At 68.9% G+C, this 20,146-nt stretch carries 18 protein-coding genes and 1 pseudogene; 13 read left to right on the top strand and 6 right to left on the bottom strand.

Annotated elements, in window-relative coordinates; translation table 11 throughout:
- Positions 1–166 precede the first annotated feature (166 nt).
- Both ACY34J_RS24210 and ACY34J_RS24205 read right to left on the bottom strand, forming a co-directional pair.
- Positions 167–853, bottom strand: coding sequence for a response regulator (locus ACY34J_RS24210; RefSeq protein ID WP_462728727.1), 687 nt, complete (start codon positions 851–853; stop codon positions 167–169).
- Positions 850–2,145 carry a sensor histidine kinase gene (locus ACY34J_RS24205; protein WP_462728728.1) on the bottom strand — a complete coding sequence of 432 codons (1,296 nt, stop codon included), beginning with the start codon at positions 2,143–2,145 and terminating at the stop codon, positions 850–852. Before ACY34J_RS24205 ends, ACY34J_RS24210 begins: the two co-directional genes overlap by 4 nt.
- Before the next feature lie 222 nt (positions 2,146–2,367).
- On the opposite strand from ACY34J_RS24205, the gene ACY34J_RS24200 reads away from it, so the two are divergent.
- Together ACY34J_RS24200 and ACY34J_RS24195 are read left to right on the top strand one after the other, a co-directional pair.
- Positions 2,368–3,060 (top strand): ABC transporter ATP-binding protein, encoded by a 693-nt coding sequence (locus ACY34J_RS24200; RefSeq protein ID WP_462728729.1) that lies wholly within the window; start codon positions 2,368–2,370, stop codon positions 3,058–3,060.
- Complete coding sequence (locus tag ACY34J_RS24195; protein WP_462728730.1) at positions 3,057–5,480, top strand: ABC transporter permease; 2,424 nt, start codon at positions 3,057–3,059, stop codon at positions 5,478–5,480. The genes ACY34J_RS24200 and ACY34J_RS24195 overlap by 4 nt, the downstream gene beginning before the upstream one ends.
- Positions 5,481–5,583: 103 nt before the next feature.
- On the opposite strand, the pseudogene ACY34J_RS24190 reads toward ACY34J_RS24195, so the two are convergent.
- Positions 5,584–6,682, bottom strand: a pseudogene (locus ACY34J_RS24190) (MerR family transcriptional regulator).
- A 493-nt stretch (positions 6,683–7,175) separates the two neighbouring features.
- Between ACY34J_RS24190 and ACY34J_RS24185 the strand changes: the two are divergent.
- Positions 7,176–7,397 carry a hypothetical protein gene (locus tag ACY34J_RS24185; protein WP_462728731.1) on the top strand — a complete coding sequence of 74 codons (222 nt, stop codon included), beginning with the start codon at positions 7,176–7,178 and terminating at the stop codon, positions 7,395–7,397.
- Positions 7,397–7,774, top strand: coding sequence for a fic family toxin-antitoxin system, toxin component (locus ACY34J_RS24180; RefSeq protein WP_462728732.1), 378 nt, complete (start codon positions 7,397–7,399; stop codon positions 7,772–7,774). The genes ACY34J_RS24185 and ACY34J_RS24180 overlap by 1 nt, the downstream gene beginning before the upstream one ends.
- Before the next feature lie 64 nt (positions 7,775–7,838).
- Here the strand turns inward: ACY34J_RS24180 and ACY34J_RS24175 are convergent, their stop codons facing one another.
- Entirely contained in the window at positions 7,839–8,042 is a 204-nt protein-coding gene (locus tag ACY34J_RS24175; RefSeq protein WP_462728733.1) for a cold-shock protein, read from the bottom strand.
- A 289-nt stretch (positions 8,043–8,331) separates the two neighbouring features.
- Here ACY34J_RS24175 and ACY34J_RS24170 point away from each other — a divergent pair, with 289 nt between their 5' ends.
- Entirely contained in the window at positions 8,332–10,053 is a 1,722-nt protein-coding gene (locus ACY34J_RS24170; protein WP_462728734.1) for a hypothetical protein, read from the top strand.
- On the opposite strand, the gene ACY34J_RS24165 is transcribed toward ACY34J_RS24170, so the two are convergent.
- On the bottom strand, positions 9,996–10,571 hold the full coding sequence (locus ACY34J_RS24165) for a CGNR zinc finger domain-containing protein (protein WP_462728735.1): 576 nt from the start codon (positions 10,569–10,571) through the stop codon (positions 9,996–9,998). The genes ACY34J_RS24170 and ACY34J_RS24165 overlap by 58 nt on opposite strands.
- Before the next feature lie 102 nt (positions 10,572–10,673).
- Between ACY34J_RS24165 and ACY34J_RS24160 the strand changes: the two genes are divergently transcribed.
- Complete coding sequence (locus tag ACY34J_RS24160) at positions 10,674–11,846, top strand: epoxide hydrolase family protein (protein ID WP_462728736.1); 1,173 nt, start codon at positions 10,674–10,676, stop codon at positions 11,844–11,846.
- A gap of 325 nt (positions 11,847–12,171) precedes the next feature.
- The gene (locus ACY34J_RS24155) at positions 12,172–12,672 is read left to right on the top strand and encodes a transposase family protein (RefSeq protein WP_462728737.1); all 501 of its coding nucleotides are present in this window, start codon (positions 12,172–12,174) and stop codon (positions 12,670–12,672) included.
- A 684-nt stretch (positions 12,673–13,356) separates the two neighbouring features.
- Here ACY34J_RS24155 and ACY34J_RS24150 read toward each other — a convergent pair.
- Positions 13,357–14,304 carry a LysR family transcriptional regulator gene (locus tag ACY34J_RS24150; protein WP_462728738.1) on the bottom strand — a complete coding sequence of 316 codons (948 nt, stop codon included), beginning with the start codon at positions 14,302–14,304 and terminating at the stop codon, positions 13,357–13,359.
- 136 nt (positions 14,305–14,440) lie between these two features.
- Between ACY34J_RS24150 and ACY34J_RS24145 the strand changes: the two genes are divergently transcribed.
- The 6 genes from ACY34J_RS24145 to ACY34J_RS24120 all read left to right on the top strand — a co-directional run bounded on the left by ACY34J_RS24145 (position 14,441) and on the right by ACY34J_RS24120 (position 20,050).
- A complete protein-coding gene (locus ACY34J_RS24145) occupies positions 14,441–14,524 on the top strand; it encodes a putative leader peptide (protein ID WP_351532065.1) in 84 nt (27 codons plus the stop codon).
- A 161-nt stretch (positions 14,525–14,685) separates the two neighbouring features.
- The gene (sfnG, locus tag ACY34J_RS24140) at positions 14,686–15,804 is read left to right on the top strand and encodes a dimethylsulfone monooxygenase SfnG (RefSeq protein WP_462728739.1); all 1,119 of its coding nucleotides are present in this window, start codon (positions 14,686–14,688) and stop codon (positions 15,802–15,804) included.
- 51 nt (positions 15,805–15,855) lie between these two features.
- Positions 15,856–17,073, top strand: a complete 1,218-nt coding sequence (locus tag ACY34J_RS24135) for an acyl-CoA dehydrogenase family protein (RefSeq protein ID WP_462728740.1) — start codon at positions 15,856–15,858, stop codon at positions 17,071–17,073.
- Positions 17,074–17,130: 57 nt separating this feature from the next.
- Entirely contained in the window at positions 17,131–17,685 is a 555-nt protein-coding gene (gene ssuE, locus ACY34J_RS24130; RefSeq protein WP_462728741.1) for an NADPH-dependent FMN reductase, read from the top strand.
- A gap of 5 nt (positions 17,686–17,690) precedes the next feature.
- Complete coding sequence (locus ACY34J_RS24125) at positions 17,691–18,875, top strand: SfnB family sulfur acquisition oxidoreductase (RefSeq protein WP_462728742.1); 1,185 nt, start codon at positions 17,691–17,693, stop codon at positions 18,873–18,875.
- Positions 18,876–18,907: 32 nt separating this feature from the next.
- Positions 18,908–20,050 (top strand): LLM class flavin-dependent oxidoreductase, encoded by a 1,143-nt coding sequence (locus tag ACY34J_RS24120; RefSeq protein ID WP_462728743.1) that lies wholly within the window; start codon positions 18,908–18,910, stop codon positions 20,048–20,050.
- Positions 20,051–20,146: the final 96 nt, after the last annotated feature.

Below are 20,146 nucleotides of genomic sequence, written 5' to 3'. Positions count from 1 at the left end.
GCCAGCGCAGCCCTCAAAGGCGTCTGAGTGACATCAATTTTCATCGACATCGATCACGCGGCAGCTCCGCGAGTGACTTCCCGAACTCATGTCGAAACGACATCAGCGAAGAGTGACACAGCCACTGGTCTGCGGCGACGCCCGGGATGCTGGACATACGCTTGAGCTAGGCGCCACCGCCCGGGGCGATCAGACCCGTCTCGTAGGCGAAGACGACGGCCTGGACCCGGTCGCGCAGGTCCAGCTTCGACAGGATGCGGCCGATGTGGCTCTTGACCGTGGTCGGGCTGAGGAACAGCCGGGAGGCGAGTTCGGCGTTACTGAGACCCGTCGCGAGAAGGCGGAGCACCTCGAGCTCGCGCGGGGTCAGGTCGGACAGATCGCGGTGCGCGGCGATGGTCTGCGGTTCGTCGCGATGGGCGAACCGCTCGATCAGCCGACGAGTGATCGTGGGCGCGAGGAGAGCGTCGCCGGACTGCACCAGGCGTAAGGCGGAGACCAGATGTTCGGGGGTGACATCCTTGAGCAGGAAGCCGCTGGCGCCGGCCGTGAGCGCGGCGTAGACGTAGTGGTCAAGGTCGTACGTGGTGAGGATGATGACCCGCGTTCCGTCCGGGCCGGCGTCGCCGAGGATGCGCCTGGTGGCCTCGATGCCGTCCATCTCCGGCATCCGGATGTCCATGAGGACGACGTCGGGCCGCGTACGGCGGACCGCTGCGACAGCCTCGGACCCGTCGGCCGCCTCGGCCGTCACTTCGATGCCGTCCGCGGCCAGGATCATCTTGAAACCGGTGCGTACGAGGGCTTGGTCGTCGGCGATGACGGCGCGCAGCGGTGGCTGGTCCATGTTCATACGGTGCTCCGCGGGATACGGGCCGTGACCCGGTATCCGCCGGCCTTTGTCGGCCCGGCCGTCAGCTCGCCCTTGTAGACGGCCAACCGCTCGCGCAGCCCCATGTGGCCACGGCCGTTGCTCTCCACCGGCGGGGATTCCTTGTCGCCGCCGGTGTCCGTGACCTCGATCTCCAGCCCGTCGTCGGTGTAACCGATGGCGACGGACGCCTCCGCGCCGCGCGCATGTTTGATCGTGTTGGTCAGCGCCTCCTGTACGACGCGATACGCCGCGAGGTCCACCCCGGGTGGGAGCGAATCCGGCGGCAGCCACACCTCGACGCTCACGGGCGTCCCGGCGGCGCGTACTCGTGCGACCAGCGCGTCGAGCTGCGCGAGCCCGGGCTGGGGCTCCAGGCCGTCGGGCCTCTCGCGGTCCGGGGCGGCCAACAGGCCCATCACATGGCGCAGTTCGGCCATGGCGGCCCGGCCGCCCGCCTCGACGGCCAGCAGTGCCTCCTTCGACTGCTCGGGTACCACATCCATCACTTTGCGGGCCGCGCCTGCCTGGATCACCATCACGCTCACATTGTGGGTCACAACGTCGTGCAGTTCGGCGGCAATGCGGGCACGCTCTTCCTCGACGGCCCGGCGCGTGGCCTCTTCCTGAGCCTCCTGCAGTTGTGTGACCCGGTCCCGGCTGGAGGCCAGCCGCAGTTGCAGGAAGCGGACGAGGCTGGCCAGCATCCCGGCCACCAGCAGCACGAATCCCGGGCTGGACCATCCCGGGAGCACAGGGTCCGCGTTGCGGAAAGCGAGACCGGACAGCGCGGCGGCGATCACCAGGACGGCAATCGCCGCTATCCGGTATCGGCTGTATACGACGGCGCTGTAGGCACCGATGACACAGGCCAGGACGGTGATCCAGGAGGCGGAGCTGCCGATGGCCAGTGCCGCGCCCAGTACCGCCACGAACTGGGTCAGCGGATACCGGCGCCGGGCTGCCAGCGGCAGCGTCGACAGGACGACCAGGGCCCAGGGCACGGAGGAGGGCTCGTCCTCCACGGGTGCCTGACCAGGGACGGGCGGCGAGGGCGGGGCCGGGACCCCGGCCCCGACATTGGCCTTCGGGTCGATGTTCACCGGCCCGCCGCCGGGATAGCGCACCGCCACGAACAGGGCGATGACGGTCAGGACGACCGCCAGCGCCACATCGGTGCGCACCGCTCGCCGAGACAGCGGGGAGGCCTTCGCCTCCGGGCGTAACGCGTCGATGAGCTGCTGATGCCAGCTGCGCCGGTCTTCCGTCTCCATCCCCACATTGTCGTGCGCTCTCCGCCCGGCCCGCGTCCGCCTGTCCGTTCAGGGCGTTGTCCCAGAGGACTCCTTCTCAGGTATGACTCCGCGGCCGAACCCTCCGGAGGAAGGGCCTGATGTTGGTTCCACGGCCGACGCGCCCCATCCGCGGCAGCCTTTAGATTCGCGGGGCCGACAAAACGGCATGTGCCTCGCGACCGTGAAGGACGGACAACTCGTATGCATCAAGTGATCGAGCTGGAGGGTGCGGCGAAGCGCTACGACAGCGCCGGCGCGCCGGCACTCGGACCGCTCACGTTCAGCGTCGCCAAGGGTGAGGCCCTTGCCGTGACGGGCCCTTCCGGCAGCGGCAAGTCCACCCTGCTGAACCTCGTCGCCGGCCTGGACAAGCCGACCGATGGAGCCGTGATCGTGGCCGGGCGACGGATCGACCAGTTGAGCGAGCACGCACTCGCCAGGTTCCGTCGCGAGCACATCGGCATGGCCTTCCAGTTCTTCAATCTTCTCGACGACCTCACTGTCACCGACAACATCCAGCTCCCGGCCCAGCTGACCGGGACCAGCCGGCGCAAGGCCGCGGCCCGCGCGGGTGAGCTCATGGAGATGCTGGGCATCCAGAAACATGCCCGCGCCTACCCGGGCCGGCTGTCCGGAGGTGAACGCCAGCGGGTCGCGGTCGCCCGGGCGTTGATCAACCGGCCCGCGCTGCTGCTCGCTGACGAGCCCACCGGCGCGCTCGACACCGCCTCGGGCCACGACGTCCGCAATCTGCTGATGGATCTGCACCGCGGGGGACAGACCATCGTGCTGGTGACGCATGACCTGACGCTGGCGGAGGCGTGCGCGAGCCGCACGATTCACCTGGTCGACGGTCAGGTCGCCCTCGACTCGTACGCGCAGGCCGTCCGATGAGCCTGTTCGGTCCCGGCGCGCTGGGCCGGGTCGTACGCTCCGGGGTGGGCCGGCGGCGGGTGCAGACAGTGGTGATCGCCGTGGCCACGATGATGGCCGTGGCCTCGGCCGTGGTTGCCGGGTCGCTCATGGTCGCCGCAGCCGCCCCCTTCGACCACGCCTTCAACAAGCAGCGGGGCGCGCACATCACCGCACAGTTCGATCCGGCCAAGGCGAGTGCGGCGCAGCTGGCGGAGACCGGGAAGCTGGCCGGTGTCACGGCGAGCGCTGGGCCGTACCCGTCCACGGCGTTCCGCCCGGTGGACCAGTCAGGCTTCCAAATGCCGACGCTGACCCTGGTCGGGCGGTCCGGTCCGGACGGTGACGTGGACCGCGTGGAACTGAAGTCCGGCCGGTGGGCGCAGAAGCCGGGCGAGATCGTGCTCGGCGCGTCGTTCGAGGGCCCCTCCGTCGAGATCGGCTCCACCTTCAAGGCGTCGGACGCCGCCAACGCCCCGACACTTACGGTCGTCGGCTTCGCCGTGTCGGCCGGCAGGTCCGCCGACGCCTGGGCGACCTCGGCGCAGGTCGACGCGCTGGCTTCGCAGGGCAACACCGTCACGAGTCAGATGCTCTACCGCTTCGACTCCGCGAGCACGAAGAGGCAGATCCTCGCCGACCGGGCGAAGCTCGCCGCCTCCGTGAAGTCCGGGGCGCTGCTGGGTACCCAGTCCTGGCTGGACACCAAGCGCGCCGCTGATCAGGGTGCGGCGGCGACCGTCCCGTTCGTGATGGCTTTCGGTGTGCTCGGCATCGTGATGTCGGTGATCATCGTCAGCAGTGTGATCAGCGGTGCGGTCGGCACCAGCCTGCGCAGGATCGGCATCCTCAAGGCCATCGGCTTCACTCCGCGCGAGGTCGTCCGCGCCTACGTGGCCCAGGCGCTGATTCCGGCCGGTGCCGGCATCGCCGTGGGCGTTGTGCTGGGCAACCTCCTGGCGGTGCCGCTGCTGGCGGACACCCAGGAGATGTACGGCACCGTCTCGCTCTCGGTGGCCTGGTGGGTGGATGTCGCGGTGCCGGCCGCCGCACTGCTCGTCGTGGGACTCGCGGCGCTGGTCCCGGCACTGCGCGCCGGACGCCTGCACACGGTCGAGGCCATCGCGGTCGGCCGGGCACCGCGCACGGGGCGCGGGCAGTGGGCGCACCGGGTGATGGGACGGCTGCCCCTGCCTCGGCCGGTGACCTACGGCCTCGCCACCCCCTTCACGCATCCGGTGCGTGCCCTCGCGCTGCTGCTCGCGGTGGCGTTCGGCACGGTCGCGGCGACCTTCGCGGTGGGACTGACCTCGTCCCTGAGTGCGGTTGGCGCCTCGCAGGACCCCGAGAGCCGTGCCGCGGTCACGGTCACGACGGTCAAGCTGGACGACATCGCTCCTCCTGCGCCGCCGGAGCCTCCTGCGGTGGACGACGCGGCAAGCCCGTCTCCCGTCAGCAGCAGCACGGCCGGCACGTCCAGGCCCAAGGTCGCCGATCCGGCGAAGGTGCGGGCCGCCCTCAAGTCCGAGGCGGGGCTGAAGTCGTACTACGGCAAGCTCCAGACCGAGGTCGCCGTGGCCCAGGTCTCCGGCTCGGTCCAGGCCAGCCTCTACGAAGGGGATTCCCGCTCCGGCAGTTACGACATGCTCTCCGGGCACTGGATCACCGGCAAGGGGCAGGTCGTGGTGCCTTCACGCTTCCTGGAACGGACCAGCACCAAGGTCGGTGACACGGTGCGGGTGACCTACGAGAAGGAGACCGCCGACCTGCGGATCGTCGGTGAGTCCTTCGACACCTCGGGCCATGAGCTGGAGATCCACGCGGACATGGCCAACTTCCCCTCGGCCGAGCCCAGTACCTTTCTCGCCGACGTGAAGTCCGGCGTCTCGGCCGACGAGTTCGCAGCGAAGCTCGCGGCGGTGGTACAGCCTCTGGGCGGCGACGCCACGACCATCCCGCCCTCGGAGCAGAAGGGCGTCATCCTCATCATGGACGCGATGGCGGTGCTGCTCACCCTCATGCTGGTCGCCGTAGCGGGCCTCGGCGTGCTCAACTCCGTCGTCCTGGACACCCGGCAACGCATCCGCGACCTGGGCGTCTGCAAGGCGATCGGCATGTCGCCGCGGCAGACCATCAGCCTGGTGCTCGCCTCGGTGACCGCGATCGGCGTGGTCGGCGGGCTGATCGGCGTACCGGCGGGGTACGCGCTGCACCACGTTGTCATGCCGATGATGGGGCGTGCCGTAGGCACCCGTATGCCGTCGTCGGTCCTCGGTGTGTACGGCCCTGCTCAGCTGGTCCTGCTGGGGCTGGGCGGGGTCGTAATCGCGATGTTGGGCGCGCTGGTTCCGGCCGGCTGGGCGGCCAAGGCCCCTACGGCCACGGCGCTGCGCACCGAGTAGCGTCCGGCGGAGCGCGAGCCGCTGGGCAGATCCGCCAGACCCGCTGGGTCAAGCACCAGCGGGCCGTCCAGGAGCCGCCATGACGCTGAACCTGCGACGCGGGTCAAGCTATGAGCAGGCGGAGGCCGAGATCTGCCGCGTCGAGGTCGGCGAGGCCGCTGTTGCGCTCGGCCCACCGGCCGGAGTCGAGGTCGGCGCTGAGGCTTCGCACCGCCCGCTGCTCGGCCTTTGGCCCGACCCTCGTCCACACCGACATCGCACGGCGCACATGATCCTCCAGATACGCCCCCGGTCGGCGCCAGTACGCCTCGAACAGGCCGTCAGCGCAGTCCCACGGGATGGGCACCGGCTCAGCGCGGGCGCCGATCGCGCCGGCCATCCCAGCAAGCGAGGGAAACTCCGCGAGGACGGAGGCGAACTCGGGCAGGTAGTCGCGGGTGAGCCAGAACCGGTCCTGCCATCCGGGCTCGTCGGTGTCGAACGTGAGCACCACCACGCGGCGGGCCACGCGCCGCATCTCGCGCAGCCCCGCTACCGGGTCCCCCCAGTGGTGAACGGTGGAGACGGCCATCGCGACGTCGACGGACTGATCCTCGAACGGCAGGCTCTCCGCGGCAGCGGCCACGCACGGCGCCGAGCCAACTGGCCGCTGCCCCCGCATGACCGCCGATGGCTCCACCGCGGTCACGTCGCGATCAGCAGGCTCGTAGGAGCCGGTGCCGGCCCCGACGTTCAGCACCGTCTGCGCGTCCCCGAGCGCGTCCCAGATCCGCGCGGCGATCCGCGGCTCGGTACGCCGTGTCGCGGTGTAAGCGCCGCCGATCGCGTCGTACAGCCGTGCACCGAGCATCTCCAGCTGCTCCTCCGGCGTCACCATCAGTCCCTTCGCCCGTGCCTCAAGTTCCCTGTCAATGGCCGCCACCATGGCGTCAGCGCGATCACGCCGCTCCAGCAGCAGGCCGCGCAGTCGGCGCAGGTGCGCGACCGCGTCGGTGGACGGGTCGCCGACCAGTTCCGCAACCTCCCGCAGCCCGAAGCCCAACCGCCGATAGGCCAGCACCTCCCGCAGCCGCTCCACGTCGCCTGCCGAATAAGCCCGGTATCCGGCCGCGGTCCGCGCCGACGGCTGAACGAGCCTGATCTCGTCATAGTGATGCAGGCGTGCGAACGCTCACGCCGGCCAGCTCGGCCACGCGTCCCACGGTCCAGTGATCCTCCACGGCACCGACTATGCAGCCTGACGCCACGTGAGGGTCAAGAACCTCACTCACGGCAGCAAGAGCCGAACGCGAAGCAGCGGCCCGAGGCGACTCCCGCAAGCCAGAGCGATGGTCTGGTTCAGAGAAGCCTGGAACCGGACCGAGTGGCCCCGCAGCGGCCGAGTGACATCAAAAGTCACTGACATTGATCACGATGCCCGCCCCAGAATGACTCCCGAAGTCGCTTCGAAATGACTCCCTCTGAAACTGACATAGCCAGTCGGGGCCCCGGCGAACCGGAGGCAGGCAGGCACACGGCTGATCCGGCCCGCTGCCGGGCTGTGATCCTCCGGTGGGGAGAGTTGGGCGCACCTTTCGGTCTCACGGGGAAGGCACCTGGCGGCTGCCCGTGCCGCAGGTTTGTGCGGCACTACGCCTGGTCTGTTCGGGCATCTGCCCTCCCCCCCGCCCGGTCAGTCCCGATACCGTGAGGGGCATGGCCAGGGAAATCCGTATCGAGGTCGACGACGAGACCTACGAGCAACTGGAGCGCCTCGCGGCCGGCGGGCACGCCGAGCCAGAGCAATACGCAGCCAAGCTGCTGACCGCCGACATCACGCGCGCCCGGTTCACCGAGGCCGCCAAGACGTTCGCCGCCGAGCACGCCGAAGGCTTCGCCACCCGCTTCGGCACCGGCGAGGGGCAGACCGCCGCCTGATGGCACCGATCGTCTCCATCGACGAGAGTTGGCTCCTGGAGGTCGCCCAGACGTATGTCCCCGGCGATCCGGACGTCACCGACTACGGCGCCATGGCCGCCGCTGCAGCCCGCCATCGCCACACGGTCATGGGGGCCCTCGTCTACCCCGAGCCCCACCACCGGGCCGCCGCTCTACTGCACTGCGTCGCCCGCGTCCCCGCACTTGAGCACAGCAACGAACTCTTCGCCGCGATGGTCGCCGCCGCTTATCTCCAGGCCAGCGGCCATCAGATCAAGGTGACTACCGACGCCGCCGCCGACCTCGTCGCCGCCGTCACCGACGGGCGCCTCACGATCCGCGACACCGCCGCAGCCGTGAAGACCTGGATCACCTGACCGAGCAGGATGCACCAGGCCCCGGAGCGCATGCTCCGGGGCCTGCTGATGCCCAGCCGCGAGGTCAGGCGGGGGTGATGTTCTCCGCCTGCGGGCCCTTCTGGCCCTGCGTGACGTCGAAGGTCACGGCCTGGCCTTCTTGGAGCTCACGGTAGCCGGAGGAGTTGATGTTGGAGTAGTGCGCGAAGACGTCCGGGCCGCCGCCGTCCTGGGCGATGAAGCCGAAGCCCTTTTCGGAGTTGAACCACTTGACGGTTCCGCTGGCCATGCTGGTGCCTCTCAGTCGATATCGGATCCGCACCGCGCGGACCCGGAGGTGATCGCCCTGGTCCTGCACTGCACAGCAAAGCGCCCACGCCGGAGCGCGGGCAGGTTCTGCGAACCACGACATCTGTCAGCGACGCTACACCGCGGAACTGGCCGCCGCCAGAGAGCAACGGCCAAAGGTATGTGCCCCGCCATGGGTGCCGGACGGCGGTGGTCGGGTGCTTGCATCGGCCCGAGCGGTGTATCGGGGCGACCAGTGTCCACCTGAGCGCAGACGGCCGCTGCCGCCCGTGCCCCGGATTGTCAACGGCGGGCAGCGGGCGGATTGCACCCAGTTCAAGGCCGTGCTGGAGAAGATCCGCGTCCCCCGCATCGGGCCAAATAGGCCGCGCACGAAGCCCGACAGCCTCGCGGCCGACAAGGGATACAGCAACAGTCTGTTGCGCTTTCCACAGCCAGCGCGCTCGTCCTGGTCGGCGCCGGGGGAGGCCTACAGCGAGTGCTTCGAAGGGCCCGGCTGCGGTGCACCGATTCGACCGGTGGAGGCGCGGTGGCTGAGCCTGTCCGTGTACGCAGACTGGCTGACCAGGAGGGGCAGAAGCTGCAGCAGATCGTGTGGGCTGGAACTGATCACCGAGGCGGTCCGTGCTGCGCTGGAGGAAGTGGCCCGTACGGCCGGGCATCTGTTGGTCGGCCTGATTGACGAGGAGTGGGGGCGTCGCTATGGCCGTCCGGTCCGCCTGGGCAAGAACCCCACCCGGCCCAAGACCCGGATCCTCGCCGCCGGCGACGACGCCTGCCGGCTGCTGGAGCACCTCCACCGGACCGGACCGGGCTACCGTCCCGGCCCGCAGGCCGAGGCTCTGCGGCAGATCGTCGTGCAGAACTACTACCGCGACGCGACAGGCCGCCTGTGCTGGCGCACTGCTGATGACGGCGGGCTGCCGTCCTCCTCCTCGGCGATCGTCTCCCCCTACGACACCACCGCGCGTTACGTCCGTCACGGGCACATCATCAGCTGGAAGGGGTTCGCCGCCCATGTCACCGAGACGTGTGCTTCCAGCAGCGTCAACGTGATCACGGATGTGGCCACCACCTCGGCCGCCACGAAGGACGCCCAGGCCCTGCCCGGCATTCACACGCGCCTGGAGTGTCGTGGTCTGTTGCCCGCCGAGCACCTGGTCGACGGCGGCTACACCTCCCTGGTGCACCTGGAACGAGCCGAGCGCGAACACCAGGTCACCGTCAGCGGGCCTCTGCCGGGCAACCCCACCCGTCAGCACCGCAGGAACGAAGGATTCGACCGGGACGACTTCCGCATCGACTTCGACCGGCGGCAAGTCACCTGCCCCCGGGGCCAGGTCAGCAAGGGCTGGCACGGCCCCTACCCGACCTCCTCGCCCACCGCCGCCCCGTTGATCGTGGCGAGATTCACCAAGAAGTCAGTGCCAGCCGTGTCCGGACCGCACCCGGTGCACCAGCTCCCGCGAGAACGCCCGCAATATGGGCTTTCCCCCGCGAGAACTCCGCGACCTGCAAGTCCGCGTCCGCACCGAGCAGCAGACGTCCGACTGGAAGGCCCGCTACGCGGTCCGCTCCGGCATGGAGGGCACTATCAACGAGTTCGCCCACGGACACGGCATGCGCCACTGCCGCTACCGAGGACAGCCGAAAGCCCACCTGCAACACGTACTCACGGCCATCGCCGTGAACATCGAGCGACTCAGTGGTCGGCCAGTTACCGAGGAAACCTCTTCATCGAGGCCGCCGACCGCCTTCCAGACCTTGCTGGACCAGCAGGGGATCCCCCGGACGAAGTCCTGGCGAACTCTCGGCAGCTGACCTCAACATCAAGATCCCCGACAGAGTCAAGGTTAGTGTGCCGTTGGGGTGCATCCACCGCGACAGATGTGTCGCAGGCGTGGGGCCCCCTTGGATGTACCGAGCGTAACGATCACTCCGCTGATCTGTGGTGTTTGCGCTGGTTGGCGTTGAAGCGTGCTTTCTTCTGACGATTCCCGCACGTGTTCATGTCACACCATTTGCGGGTGCGACTTTGGCTGGTGTCGAAGAAGGCGGCTTGGCAGGTTGGTGATGCACACAAGGCCAATCTTCCGTCTCGTTCGCCTGCAATGATGCTGATCGCATCGGCGGCGATCACGCTGAGGGCATCTTCCACGCAGGAACCCGAGCTGAGCCGCCATTGCCGCTTACCCTCGGGCGTCAGGATCGCAGCAGCCCGACCCTCAGCACTGCAGTCATTGATGACTTGGACAGCGGATGCAGGGAGAGCGTCCTGGATCGCGGCCGCTGTCGCGGCGATGTGAATCGACTCCCTCAGTTCCCGAGCGAGTTCGAGCTGGGCAGTGGTGCAGGAGTCCACGGCGAGGCCGTTCACTGCCAGCCAGTCGATGAGTCGGTGCGGCGTGGGAATGCGCTCCACAGCGTTGCCATGACGCTCCGACAGAGTCCCCGTGAAGCTGGTCGCCAGCACGTTACCGAGGCGGAAGTCAGGGAACCCAGCACGCATGGAACCACCTTAGCTGGTTCCACGCTGGCATGAAGACATGCTAGAACCGTCTTAGCCGGTTCGCGAAGGTCATAGCCGGTGCCGCGATGGCCAGGAGGTCTCATGCCCCGTCCAACCAGCGACGTGCAAGCATTTGAAGCCCACGCAACTGACGCTGACCTCGACGATCTGCGCGCGCGACTAGCCGCGGCGCGACTACCGGAGGCTGAGACGGTCTATCGCGCCGCGCCCGGCCCTCGCCGATGGGAACAGGGCGTTCCTCTCGCCGACCTCGCCGATGTCGTGAACTACTGGCGCACCGGGTACAACTGGCGGTCGTTCGAAGAGCGCCTCAACCGTATCGGCCAGTTCCGCACGACCATTGATGACCTGGGAATCCACTTCCTGCACCGCCGATCCGCGCGCGCAGATGCCACTCCTCTGATCCTGACGCACGGCTGGCCAGGCAGCATTGCTGAGTTCATCGATGTAGTAGACGAGCTGGCAGATCCAAAAGATGCAGACACGCCAGCGTTCCACGTCGTGGTCCCGTCGCTACCAGGCTTTGGTTACAGCGACAAGCCGGCCACCACCGGGTGGGGAACCGAAAAGATCGCGGCCGCATGGGTGGAACTGATGGGAAGGCTCGGCTACAGCAAGTTCGCAGCCCACGGCGGAGACTGGGGAGGTAATATCACCACGGTCCTCGGCGGCAGGTTCCCGGCGCACGTTCTCGGCATCCACACAACATTCGCGGAGGCACCGCCCGGGTTGACAACGGACGGGCTGACGGCGGTCGAGCGCAAGTGGACCGAGGAAACCTGCGATTTCTGGCGCCACCGCGCGGCGTACGCGAAGCAGCAGGCAACCCGACCGCAGACCATCGGCTACTCGCTCGTCGACTCACCGGTCGGCCTTCTTGCCTGGATCCTTGACAAGTTCGCCGAGTGGTCAGACACCGAAGATAGCCCGTTCGAGACGATTTCCAGAGACAGCATTCTTGACGACGTCACCCTCTATTGGCTGACGCGGACCGGCGCATCGGCGGCCCGCATTTACTACGAAAGCCACAACTCGCTCGATCCCGAACTTCGGGTCGACGTCCCGTCAGCCATCAGTATGTATCCCCGCGACATCGAGAAGTGTCCGCGCCCCTGGGCACAGGAGCGGTACCGACAGATCGTCCGATGGAGGTCGCCCGAAAGCGGGGGACATTTCCCGTCGCTGGAGGTTCCCGAGTATTTCGTCAAAGATCTGCAAGAAGGCCTCGCGGCAGTGCTGGCCGCTAATCGGTGAACGCGGCTCGGCGACCCGGCACTCGATGACCGGCGACCCAGATCAAGACCGTTTCGTCAAAGTAATCCGCGGGAGAGGTGGCAATCTCCCCCGCATCTCGACAGTGGTGCTGCAGTTCAGGGCCACCCAGAAAGGACCCACGACTGGGTCTGCTGCTCGGCGTGTCAGCGAGCTGAGAAGGCGTCAGGGCCTTCACGATCGGCGGCGACCAAGCTGCTCCTCCTGAAAGACCCTGACGTTGGCGCACTCTACGTGTGCCTGCGGGCCGTCGCCGTCTCTTGGCCGGTGGTGTCCGCGGGCTGATGAACTGATCGGTGTCCAGAGCATGCATGTCCTCGATGTGGCCACCGGCGAGGACGGCAGCGTGCTGCTCGAGGTCGAGTCCGCCGACGTCCTCACCGGCTGTCCTGACTGCGGGGTGGTCGCGATCAGCCACGGCCGCCAAGTCCAGCTGCTGCACGACGCTCCGTGCTTCGGACGGCCGGTGCGGGTGCGATGGCGCAAGCGGATCTGGCGGTGTCCCGAACCGGCGTCTGCTCGTCGGACCTGGACCGAGGTCCAGCCCTACGCCACGCCCCGCGCCAAGCTCACCGCCAGGGCGACGTCGAAAGACTCTGCGCCGCTGGCGCGAGGAGATCCTGGCCTACTTCGCAACCGGCGGCGTCAGCGGCGGCGGGGACCAGGGCCGGGACGCCGAAAGCCACTGGACCAACATCCCAAGGGAACTGCCTGGCACGTCCCTGTTCGCAGCGCTGGCCTCCACCCAGCGGGTGGTGGTGGCCTGCACCATCCAGGCCACCGATGTCCCAGGCAAGATCCGAAGTGACCTCGCCTCGATCTGCGGGCAGGGCACGCGTGTGGGCCGCGTCATCTATTTCACGGTGGCCGCCGTATCCCCTGGTGCCTGACTCGCACCCGAGACAGACGCGACCGTGCTCGCCCTTTGGCACTGCCGGTGCCCTGTCAGCTTGGCGGCGGCTGGCCGGGGTCAGCCACCATTGCCGCGGTCAAAGAGGCGCAGGGTAGAGCCTTTGGCCGTGGCGGTTTTCGGCATACGGATGACAGTGGGCGCCGTCGCCTGCTAGGGCGCCCCGCACCCCTGTGTGGGTTGCCACTCCGTGCGGGCGGGTGGCGCGTGACAGGGCAAGATGATGTCCGGTGCCGGGCGAAGCAGCCCCATACGGCCATGGGCATGCCAGTGTGCGCACGACGCGGTCCGTGACGACCAGCTCGTGCTGGGGACCGGCCCCCGCCGCCCTCAGGCACTCGTGGCCGCGCCGCTCACACAACTCCGCCTGGCGGTTGCGCGACCCGACGAACCGTCCCCGGTGTCCGTGCAGGGCACCGCGGGGTTTCGGCGTGTTCGCCCCGCTCGCATCCCCGTTGCGGCCGCTTTCGACCATGTCTCTTGGAGGCGAGGCATCACGGCGGAACCCCGTCGGGAGAACGCCCCGAGCGCCTGGCCGGCCGCCGCGGACGTCGCCCTGCGGCACCACCACGGCACCGCCACTCAGCCAGTCACCGAATCAGCCTCCTGGTTCGGCGACGAGCTCAGCGTCCCGCCCAGCTTCCCAGCCCGGCGCACGAATGTCTCCCGCAGGTCACGCGCCGCCCGCGGCACGGACTGGGCTCTGCGTCCTTGCAGCATCAGCAGCACCCGGGGCGGGGCGCCTGCCAATGGCCGGTAGGTGATGGCGCCGAGTCGCTCCAGCGGATCCCCGATGATGCTGAAGTCCGGCAGTACAGTGGCCCCGAGTCCCTGCGCGACCATCAGCTTGCCCATTTCCGCTCCGTCGGTGGAGTACGCCAGGGACGGGGCGCGGCCGTTCAGGAGCCGGTGCACATAGCGGTTCATGACGTAACCGGAGCGCATGGCGATCAGGGGCTGGGTCAGCAGGTCGTCCACGCTCACCGCGGCTCGGGATGCGAGCGGGCTGTCGGGCCGCAGGCACACCACCGGCTGCCCGTGCAGCAGTTGTGTCGACTCCAGGGCGGCCGGCACGTCGTCGCCCTCCAGGTGGTTCACCAGGCCGAGGTCGAAACCGCCCTCGGTCAGGGCCCGGTGGATGTCCGTCTGCTGCGCGGCGACCACCTCCACCTGGGTGACGGGGTGCGCGGCACGGAAGGCGCGCACCACCGGGATGAGCAGCGGCACGGTAGCAGCGTTGACCGTACCCACCCGCACCATGCGGCTGATGCGGTGCTGCTCGCCCGCCGCGGCCCGCAGCCGGTCCACCGCCTCCAGTACGCCGACGATGTGCGGCAGCAGCTCCCGGCCCTCCGCGCTCATCGTCGCCCCGGTGCGTTTGCGTTCCAGCAGATCGACTCCCAGTTCGCGTTCCAGGTTTCTGACGGTTTCGCTCAATGCCGGCTGGGACAGGCGTAGTTCCTCCGCGGCCCGGCGCAGCGAGCCGAGACGCGTCACTGCGGCGATGTATTCCAGTTGTTCTGTCCGCACGGCAGCAGAATTCCTACGTCCCGGGACCGGTTCAAGGGTTTCCCTGTCACAGCTTCGTGAAATCCGGTGGTCCGCGATACGGAACCGGTCGGATTTCCCTTGACTGTCCTCAGCGGCCACTGCCACGATCGACGGCATGAAGATGCGACTGGACCTCACGCGGCGACGCCATGTCGACCTCGCGCGCGTCTCCAGCGCCTCCTGTTGCTCAGCGGCCTGATCCTCGCGATCCGCCGCCCCTTGGTCACGCCACGGCTGTCGCCGCACACGCCGCTGCCACGTTTTTACCGCGCCATCTGAACTGTGCGCTGCCGCGCGCCCGCCCCTTTCCCGGGATGTGGCGTCCCTGAACAACCATGCATTCCGCAACAGGAGTTCCGCATGCCCGCGCCCGTCAAATTCGCCTATTGGGTTCCCAATGTCAGCGGGGGACTGGTCACCAGCACGATCGAGCAGCGCACCCACTGGGGGTACGACTACAACCGCGAACTCGCCGTCCTCGCTGAGAACAACGGCTTCGAGTACGCGCTCAGCCAGGTCCGTTACATGGCCAGCTACGGTGCCGAGTTCCAGCACGAGTCGACCAGCTTCAGCCTTGCCCTGCTGCTGGCCACCGAGCGCCTGAAGGTCATCGCCGCCGTCCACCCCGGCCTGTGGCACCCGGGTGTCCTCGCCAAACTCGGCGCCACCGCAGATCACCTGTCCGGCGGCCGTTTCGCCGTCAACGTCGTCAGTGGCTGGTTCAAGGACGAGTTCACCGCCCTCGGCGAGCCCTGGCTGGAGCACGACGAGCGCTACCGCCGCTCGGAGGAGTTCATCCGCGCCCTGCGCCAGATCTGGACCGAGGACCACACCGAACTCGCCGGTGACTTCTACCGGCTGCGTGACTTCTCCCTCAAGCCCAAGCCGCTCAGCGCCCCTGAGCGCCCCCACCCGGAGATCTTCCAGGGCGGCAACTCCACCGCCGCCCGGCAGATGGCCGGCCGGGTCTCCGACTGGTACTTCTCCAACGGCAAGGACTTCGACGGAGTCGTCGAGCAGATCAACGACGTACGCGCCGCGGCGGGCCGAGCGGGCCGCACGGCACCCAGGTTCGGTCTCAACGGCTTCCTCATCGCCCGCGACACCGAGGCCGAGGCCCGCGACACCCTCCGGGAGATCGTCGCCAAGGCCGACTCCGACGCCGTCGAGGGCTTCGGTGCGGCCGTGAAGCAGGCGGGCCGGTCCACCGCCGACGGCAAGGGCATGTGGCAGGACTCGACCTTCGAGGACCTGGTCCAGTACAACGACGGCTTCCGCACGGGGCTGATCGGCACTCCCGAGCAGATCGCCGAGCGCATCGTCGCCTACCGCAGGCTCGGCGTCGACCTCCTTCTCCTCGGCTTTCTGCACTACCACGAGGAGGTCGCGTACTTCGGCAAGCACGTGCTGCCTCTCGTACGGGAACTGGAAACGCAGCTTCCCGACGACGAGCCCCACTTTGCCCCCGCGCCTGTCTGACCCGCACCTGCCTCTCCCACATCGCTCCGCCCCGCGAAAGAGGTCACCCGCATGAGCACCACCACCGCCACCGAATGGCAGACCCGCCCCGCCCCGGCGACCGCCCAGGACTGGACCGCACGCGCCGCCGAGGTCGCGGCGGTCCTGGCCACCGACGCCGCCGCACGCGACCGCGCCGGCGCCACCCCGTACGCCGAGGTCCAGCTCCTGAAGGACTCCGGCCTGGTCACCCTGCTCGGCCCCCTCGAGCACGGCGGCGCCGGCCAGGACTGGACCACCGCCTACCGCGTCGTACGCGAGGTCGCCAAGGCCGATGGCTCCATCGGCCAGCTCCTCGGCTACCACTACCTGTGGAACTGGGCCGCCCGCCTGGTCGGCACCCGCGAACAGTGGGAGCACATCGAGGCCGAGGCCGCGCGCAACCGCTGGTTCTTCGGCGGGGCCGTCAACCCGCGCGACAAGGACGTCGTCGTCACCGAGGAAGGCGACGACCTGGTCTTCACCGGCCGCAAGACCTTCTCCACCGGCAGCAAAGTCTCCGACGTCACCGTCCTCGAAGGCGCCCTGGACGGCACCGACCAGCATGTCTTCGCGATCGTGCCCTCCGACAGCGATGGCCTGACCTTCCACGACGACTGGGACAACATCGGCCAGCGGCTCACCGAGAGCGGAAGCGTCACCATCGACGGCGTCCGCACACCGTGGTCCTCGGCGGCCGGCTATGTCGACAAGGAGTTCCAGCCGCGCACCTACAACACCCTCAACGTGCCCACCATCCAGCTCGTCTTCGTCAGCTTCTACCTCGGCATCGCCGGCGGCGCGCTGGAGACGGCGGCCACCTACACCCGCAGCAAGACCCGGCCCTGGCTGCACGGCGGCCACGAGCGCGCGGTCGACGAGCCCCACGTCATCGACACCTACGGTGACCTCACCGCGAAGCTCTGGGCAGCCGAGGCGCTCGCCGACGCCGTCGCCGCCGAGGGACAGACGCTGCACGACGACCCCGGCGCGGTCACCGAGCAGATCCGCGGCGAGTTCGAGGTGCGCGTGGCGGCCGTCAAAGCCCGCGCCACCGAGGTCGCCCTGGAGATCACCAGCCGCATCTTCGAGGTGACCGGCGCCCGGTCCACCACCACCGCCGAGGGCCTGGACCGCTTCTGGCGCAACGTCCGCACCCACACCCTGCACGACCCCGTCACCTACAAGCGCCGTGAGGTCGGCCGCTGGGTCCTCGAAGGCGCACTGCCCGAACCCACCTGGTACTCCTGACCCTTCCCCGGGGGCGCCCGCCGTGCGCGGGCGCCTCCGCTCCCCGAAAGAGGACCCATGGCCACCGTCCTGTCCGTCTCCGGCAGCCCTTCCGCCTCCTCCCGCACCAACCGGCTGCTGCGCCACCTCGACGACCGGCTCGTCGCACAGGGCCACGAGGTGATCCCGCTGGACGTCCGCACCATCCCCGCCCAGGCCCTGCTCGGCGCCGACTTCCGGCACCCCGCCATCGTGGAGGTCACCGAACTGTTCGCCCACGCAGACGGCGTCGTCATCGCCACCCCCGTCTACAAGGCGTCGTACTCCGGCGTCCTCAAGGCACTCCTCGACCTGCTCCCGCAGTACGCCCTCACAGGCAAAACCGTGCTGCCGCTGGCCACCGGCGGGTCGACGGCCCATGTCCTGGCCATCGATTACGCGCTCCGCCCGGTCCTCAGTTCCATGGGCGCGGCCCACATCGTGCAGGGCTGGTTCACCCTCGACAAGGACATCACCGTGCGCGACGACGGCTCTGTGGCCGTCGTGGCGAGTGCTGTCCAGGCACTCACCCAGGTGATCGACCAGTTTTCGACGGCGCTGGGTCACAGCCCCATCCTGGCCGCGGCCGGCTGAGCACCATGTCCGCGCACGTGATCGCCGACGACGCCGAGGCCCTCGCCGTCACCGCCGCCCTGGCCGAGGAATTCCGCGCCGGGGCCTGCGCACGCGACGCCGAACGCAAGCTCCCACGGGCCGAGGTGGAGAAACTGTCCGCGTCGGGGCTCCTCGCCGTCACCGTCCCCGCCGAGCACGGCGGTGCAGACGTCAGCATGCTCACCCTCGCCGAGATCTTCCGGCTGCTGGCCTCAGCCGACGCAAGCCTCGCCCAGATCCCGCAGAGCCATTTCGTCTACGTCAACGTGGTACGCCGTCAGGGCAGCCAGAAGCAGCAGAGGTTCTTCTTCGCCGAGGTGCTCGCCGGACGCCGCTTCGGCAACGCCCAGTCCGAGGCGGGCACCAAACACGTCCAGGACATCCGTACCCGCCTCGAACCACGCTCCGACCACTCCTACGTCCTGACCGGCGTCAAGCACTACGCCACGGGTGCGCTGTTCGCCGACTGGATCCCGGTCCTCGCCCGCGCCGAGGACGAGAACCTGCACGTGGCCTACGTCCCCCGAAACGCCCCCGGCCTCAGCGTGATCGACGACTGGGACGGAATGGGTCAGCGCACCACGGCCAGCGGCACCGTGCGGCTCGACGCCGTGCCCGTTCCGGCCGACCGCGTCCTGCCCCATCACCTCACCTTCCAGCAACCCCAACTCCACGGTGCGCTCGCACAGCTGCTGCACGCGGCCATCGACGTGGGAATCGCCGGGGGTGCCCTGGCCGAAGCCGCCGAGTTCGTCCGCACCAAGAGCCGTCCCTGGTTCGAAAGCGGGGCCGAGACGGCTGCCGAGGACCCGCTGCTGATCCAGCGGTTCGGTGAACTCGCCGTCAAACTGCGGGCATCCGAAGCCCTGCTGCGCGAGGCGGCCCGCACGGTGGACGCGGCGCGCGCCGACCTCACCGACGACTCGGCGGCCGAGGCGTCGATCGCCGTGGCCGCCGCCAAGGCACACGCGGCACACGTCGCGGTCGAGGTGACCGGTGCCCTGTTCGAGGTGGCCGGCACCCGTTCCGCGCTCAACTCCCTCAACCTGCATCGCCACTGGCGTGACGCCCGCACCCACACCCTGCACGACCCGGCCCGCTGGAAGATCCAGCACATCGGCAGATACGTGCTCAGCGGCACACGGCCACCGCGCCACGGCCTGCTGTGACGGGCAGTGGGCATTCAGATCGGAGACCTCACGTGTCCCTCACCTTCCACTGGTTCCTTCCGACCAACGGCGACAGCCGCCATGTCGTCGGCGGCGGCCACGGCACCCCGGCCACCGCGTTGGGACCAGACCGGCCGCCGACAGTGGCCTACCTGAGCCAGATCGCCCGCGCCGCCGAAAACCTGGGATTCGTGGGTGCGCTCACCCCCACCGGTGCCTGGTGTGAGGACGCGTGGCTGACCACTGCCATGGTCTCCCAGCACAGCGAGCGCCTGAAGTTCCTGGTCGCCTTCCGCCCCGGCTTCGTCTCGCCCACCCTCGCCGCGCAGATGGCCGCCACCTTCCAGCGGCAGACCGGAGGTCGGCTCCTGCTCAACGTCGTCACGGGCGGCGAGGGCCACGAGCAGCGCGCCTACGGCGACTTCCTCGACAAGGACGCCCGCTACCGCCGTACTGGCGAATTCCTCCACGTTGTACGGGAGTTGTGGGACGGAAAGACCGTCGACCTGGCGGGGGAGCACCTCCAACTCGAGGAGGCGAAGCTCGCCCGGGTACCCGACCCGGTGCCCGAGGTGTACTTCGGCGGCTCGTCCCCCGTGGCCGGGGAGGTCGCCGCACGGCACGCCGACGTGTACCTCACCTGGGGTGAGCCGCCCGCCCAGGTCGCAGAGAAGATCGCCTGGATCCGGGCGCTGGCCGCGCAGGAGGGCCGCACCGTCCGCTTCGGTATCCGCCTGCACGTCATCACCCGCGACACCTCCACACAGGCATGGGCCGAAGCGGACCGCCTGCTGGCGGGCTTCGACCCGCAGACGGTGCAATCTGTGCAGGCCGGACTGGCCCGCAGCGAGTCGGAGGGACAGCGGCGCATGCTCGCCTTGCACGGAGGGAGCCGGGAGAGCCTGGAGATCCACCCGAACCTCTGGGCCGGCATCGGCCTCGTGCGCGGTGGCGCGGGCACCGCGCTGGTCGGCAGCCACGACGAGATCGTCGAACGAATCCGCGAGTACCACGCCCTTGGCATCGACGAGTTCGTGCTGTCCGGCTATCCGCACCTGGAGGAGGCGTACTGGTTCGGTGAGGGAGTGCTGCCACGGCTGGCCGCGCAGGGCCTGTGGCACCACCCGCACGACCCCCGGCCGGAGCAGGCGGCGCAGGTACCGTTCGCCAGCTGAAACAACATCAGGCACCTACGCACTGACCACCAGATTCGGCGTGTGGCCGACCACTGCCTGCTGCGGCGGACGACCACACGCAACAAGCGCTACGCC

The organism is Streptomyces sp. HSS9-12, assembly GCF_054963655.1.
Note: the sequence above shows the minus strand (reverse complement) of the source record. Positions and strands in the feature narration are given on the sequence as shown.

Coding starts and splice junctions, on each gene's coding strand:
- ACY34J_RS24210 (WP_462728727.1), bottom strand. CDS start 853: ATGAACATGGACCAGCCACCGCTGCGCGCCGTCATCGCCGACGACCAA.
- ACY34J_RS24205 (WP_462728728.1), bottom strand. CDS start 2,145: ATGGAGACGGAAGACCGGCGCAGCTGGCATCAGCAGCTCATCGACGCG.
- ACY34J_RS24200 (WP_462728729.1), top strand. CDS start 2,368: ATGCATCAAGTGATCGAGCTGGAGGGTGCGGCGAAGCGCTACGACAGC.
- ACY34J_RS24195 (WP_462728730.1), top strand. CDS start 3,057: ATGAGCCTGTTCGGTCCCGGCGCGCTGGGCCGGGTCGTACGCTCCGGG.
- ACY34J_RS24185 (WP_462728731.1), top strand. CDS start 7,176: ATGGCCAGGGAAATCCGTATCGAGGTCGACGACGAGACCTACGAGCAA.
- ACY34J_RS24180 (WP_462728732.1), top strand. CDS start 7,397: ATGGCACCGATCGTCTCCATCGACGAGAGTTGGCTCCTGGAGGTCGCC.
- ACY34J_RS24175 (WP_462728733.1), bottom strand. CDS start 8,042: ATGGCCAGCGGAACCGTCAAGTGGTTCAACTCCGAAAAGGGCTTCGGC.
- ACY34J_RS24165 (WP_462728735.1), bottom strand. CDS start 10,571: ATGCGTGCTGGGTTCCCTGACTTCCGCCTCGGTAACGTGCTGGCGACC.
- ACY34J_RS24160 (WP_462728736.1), top strand. CDS start 10,674: ATGCCCCGTCCAACCAGCGACGTGCAAGCATTTGAAGCCCACGCAACT.
- ACY34J_RS24155 (WP_462728737.1), top strand. CDS start 12,172: ATGCATGTCCTCGATGTGGCCACCGGCGAGGACGGCAGCGTGCTGCTC.
- ACY34J_RS24145 (WP_351532065.1), top strand. CDS start 14,441: ATGAAGATGCGACTGGACCTCACGCGGCGACGCCATGTCGACCTCGCG.
- sfnG (WP_462728739.1), top strand. CDS start 14,686: ATGCCCGCGCCCGTCAAATTCGCCTATTGGGTTCCCAATGTCAGCGGG.
- ACY34J_RS24135 (WP_462728740.1), top strand. CDS start 15,856: ATGAGCACCACCACCGCCACCGAATGGCAGACCCGCCCCGCCCCGGCG.
- ssuE (WP_462728741.1), top strand. CDS start 17,131: ATGGCCACCGTCCTGTCCGTCTCCGGCAGCCCTTCCGCCTCCTCCCGC.
- ACY34J_RS24125 (WP_462728742.1), top strand. CDS start 17,691: ATGTCCGCGCACGTGATCGCCGACGACGCCGAGGCCCTCGCCGTCACC.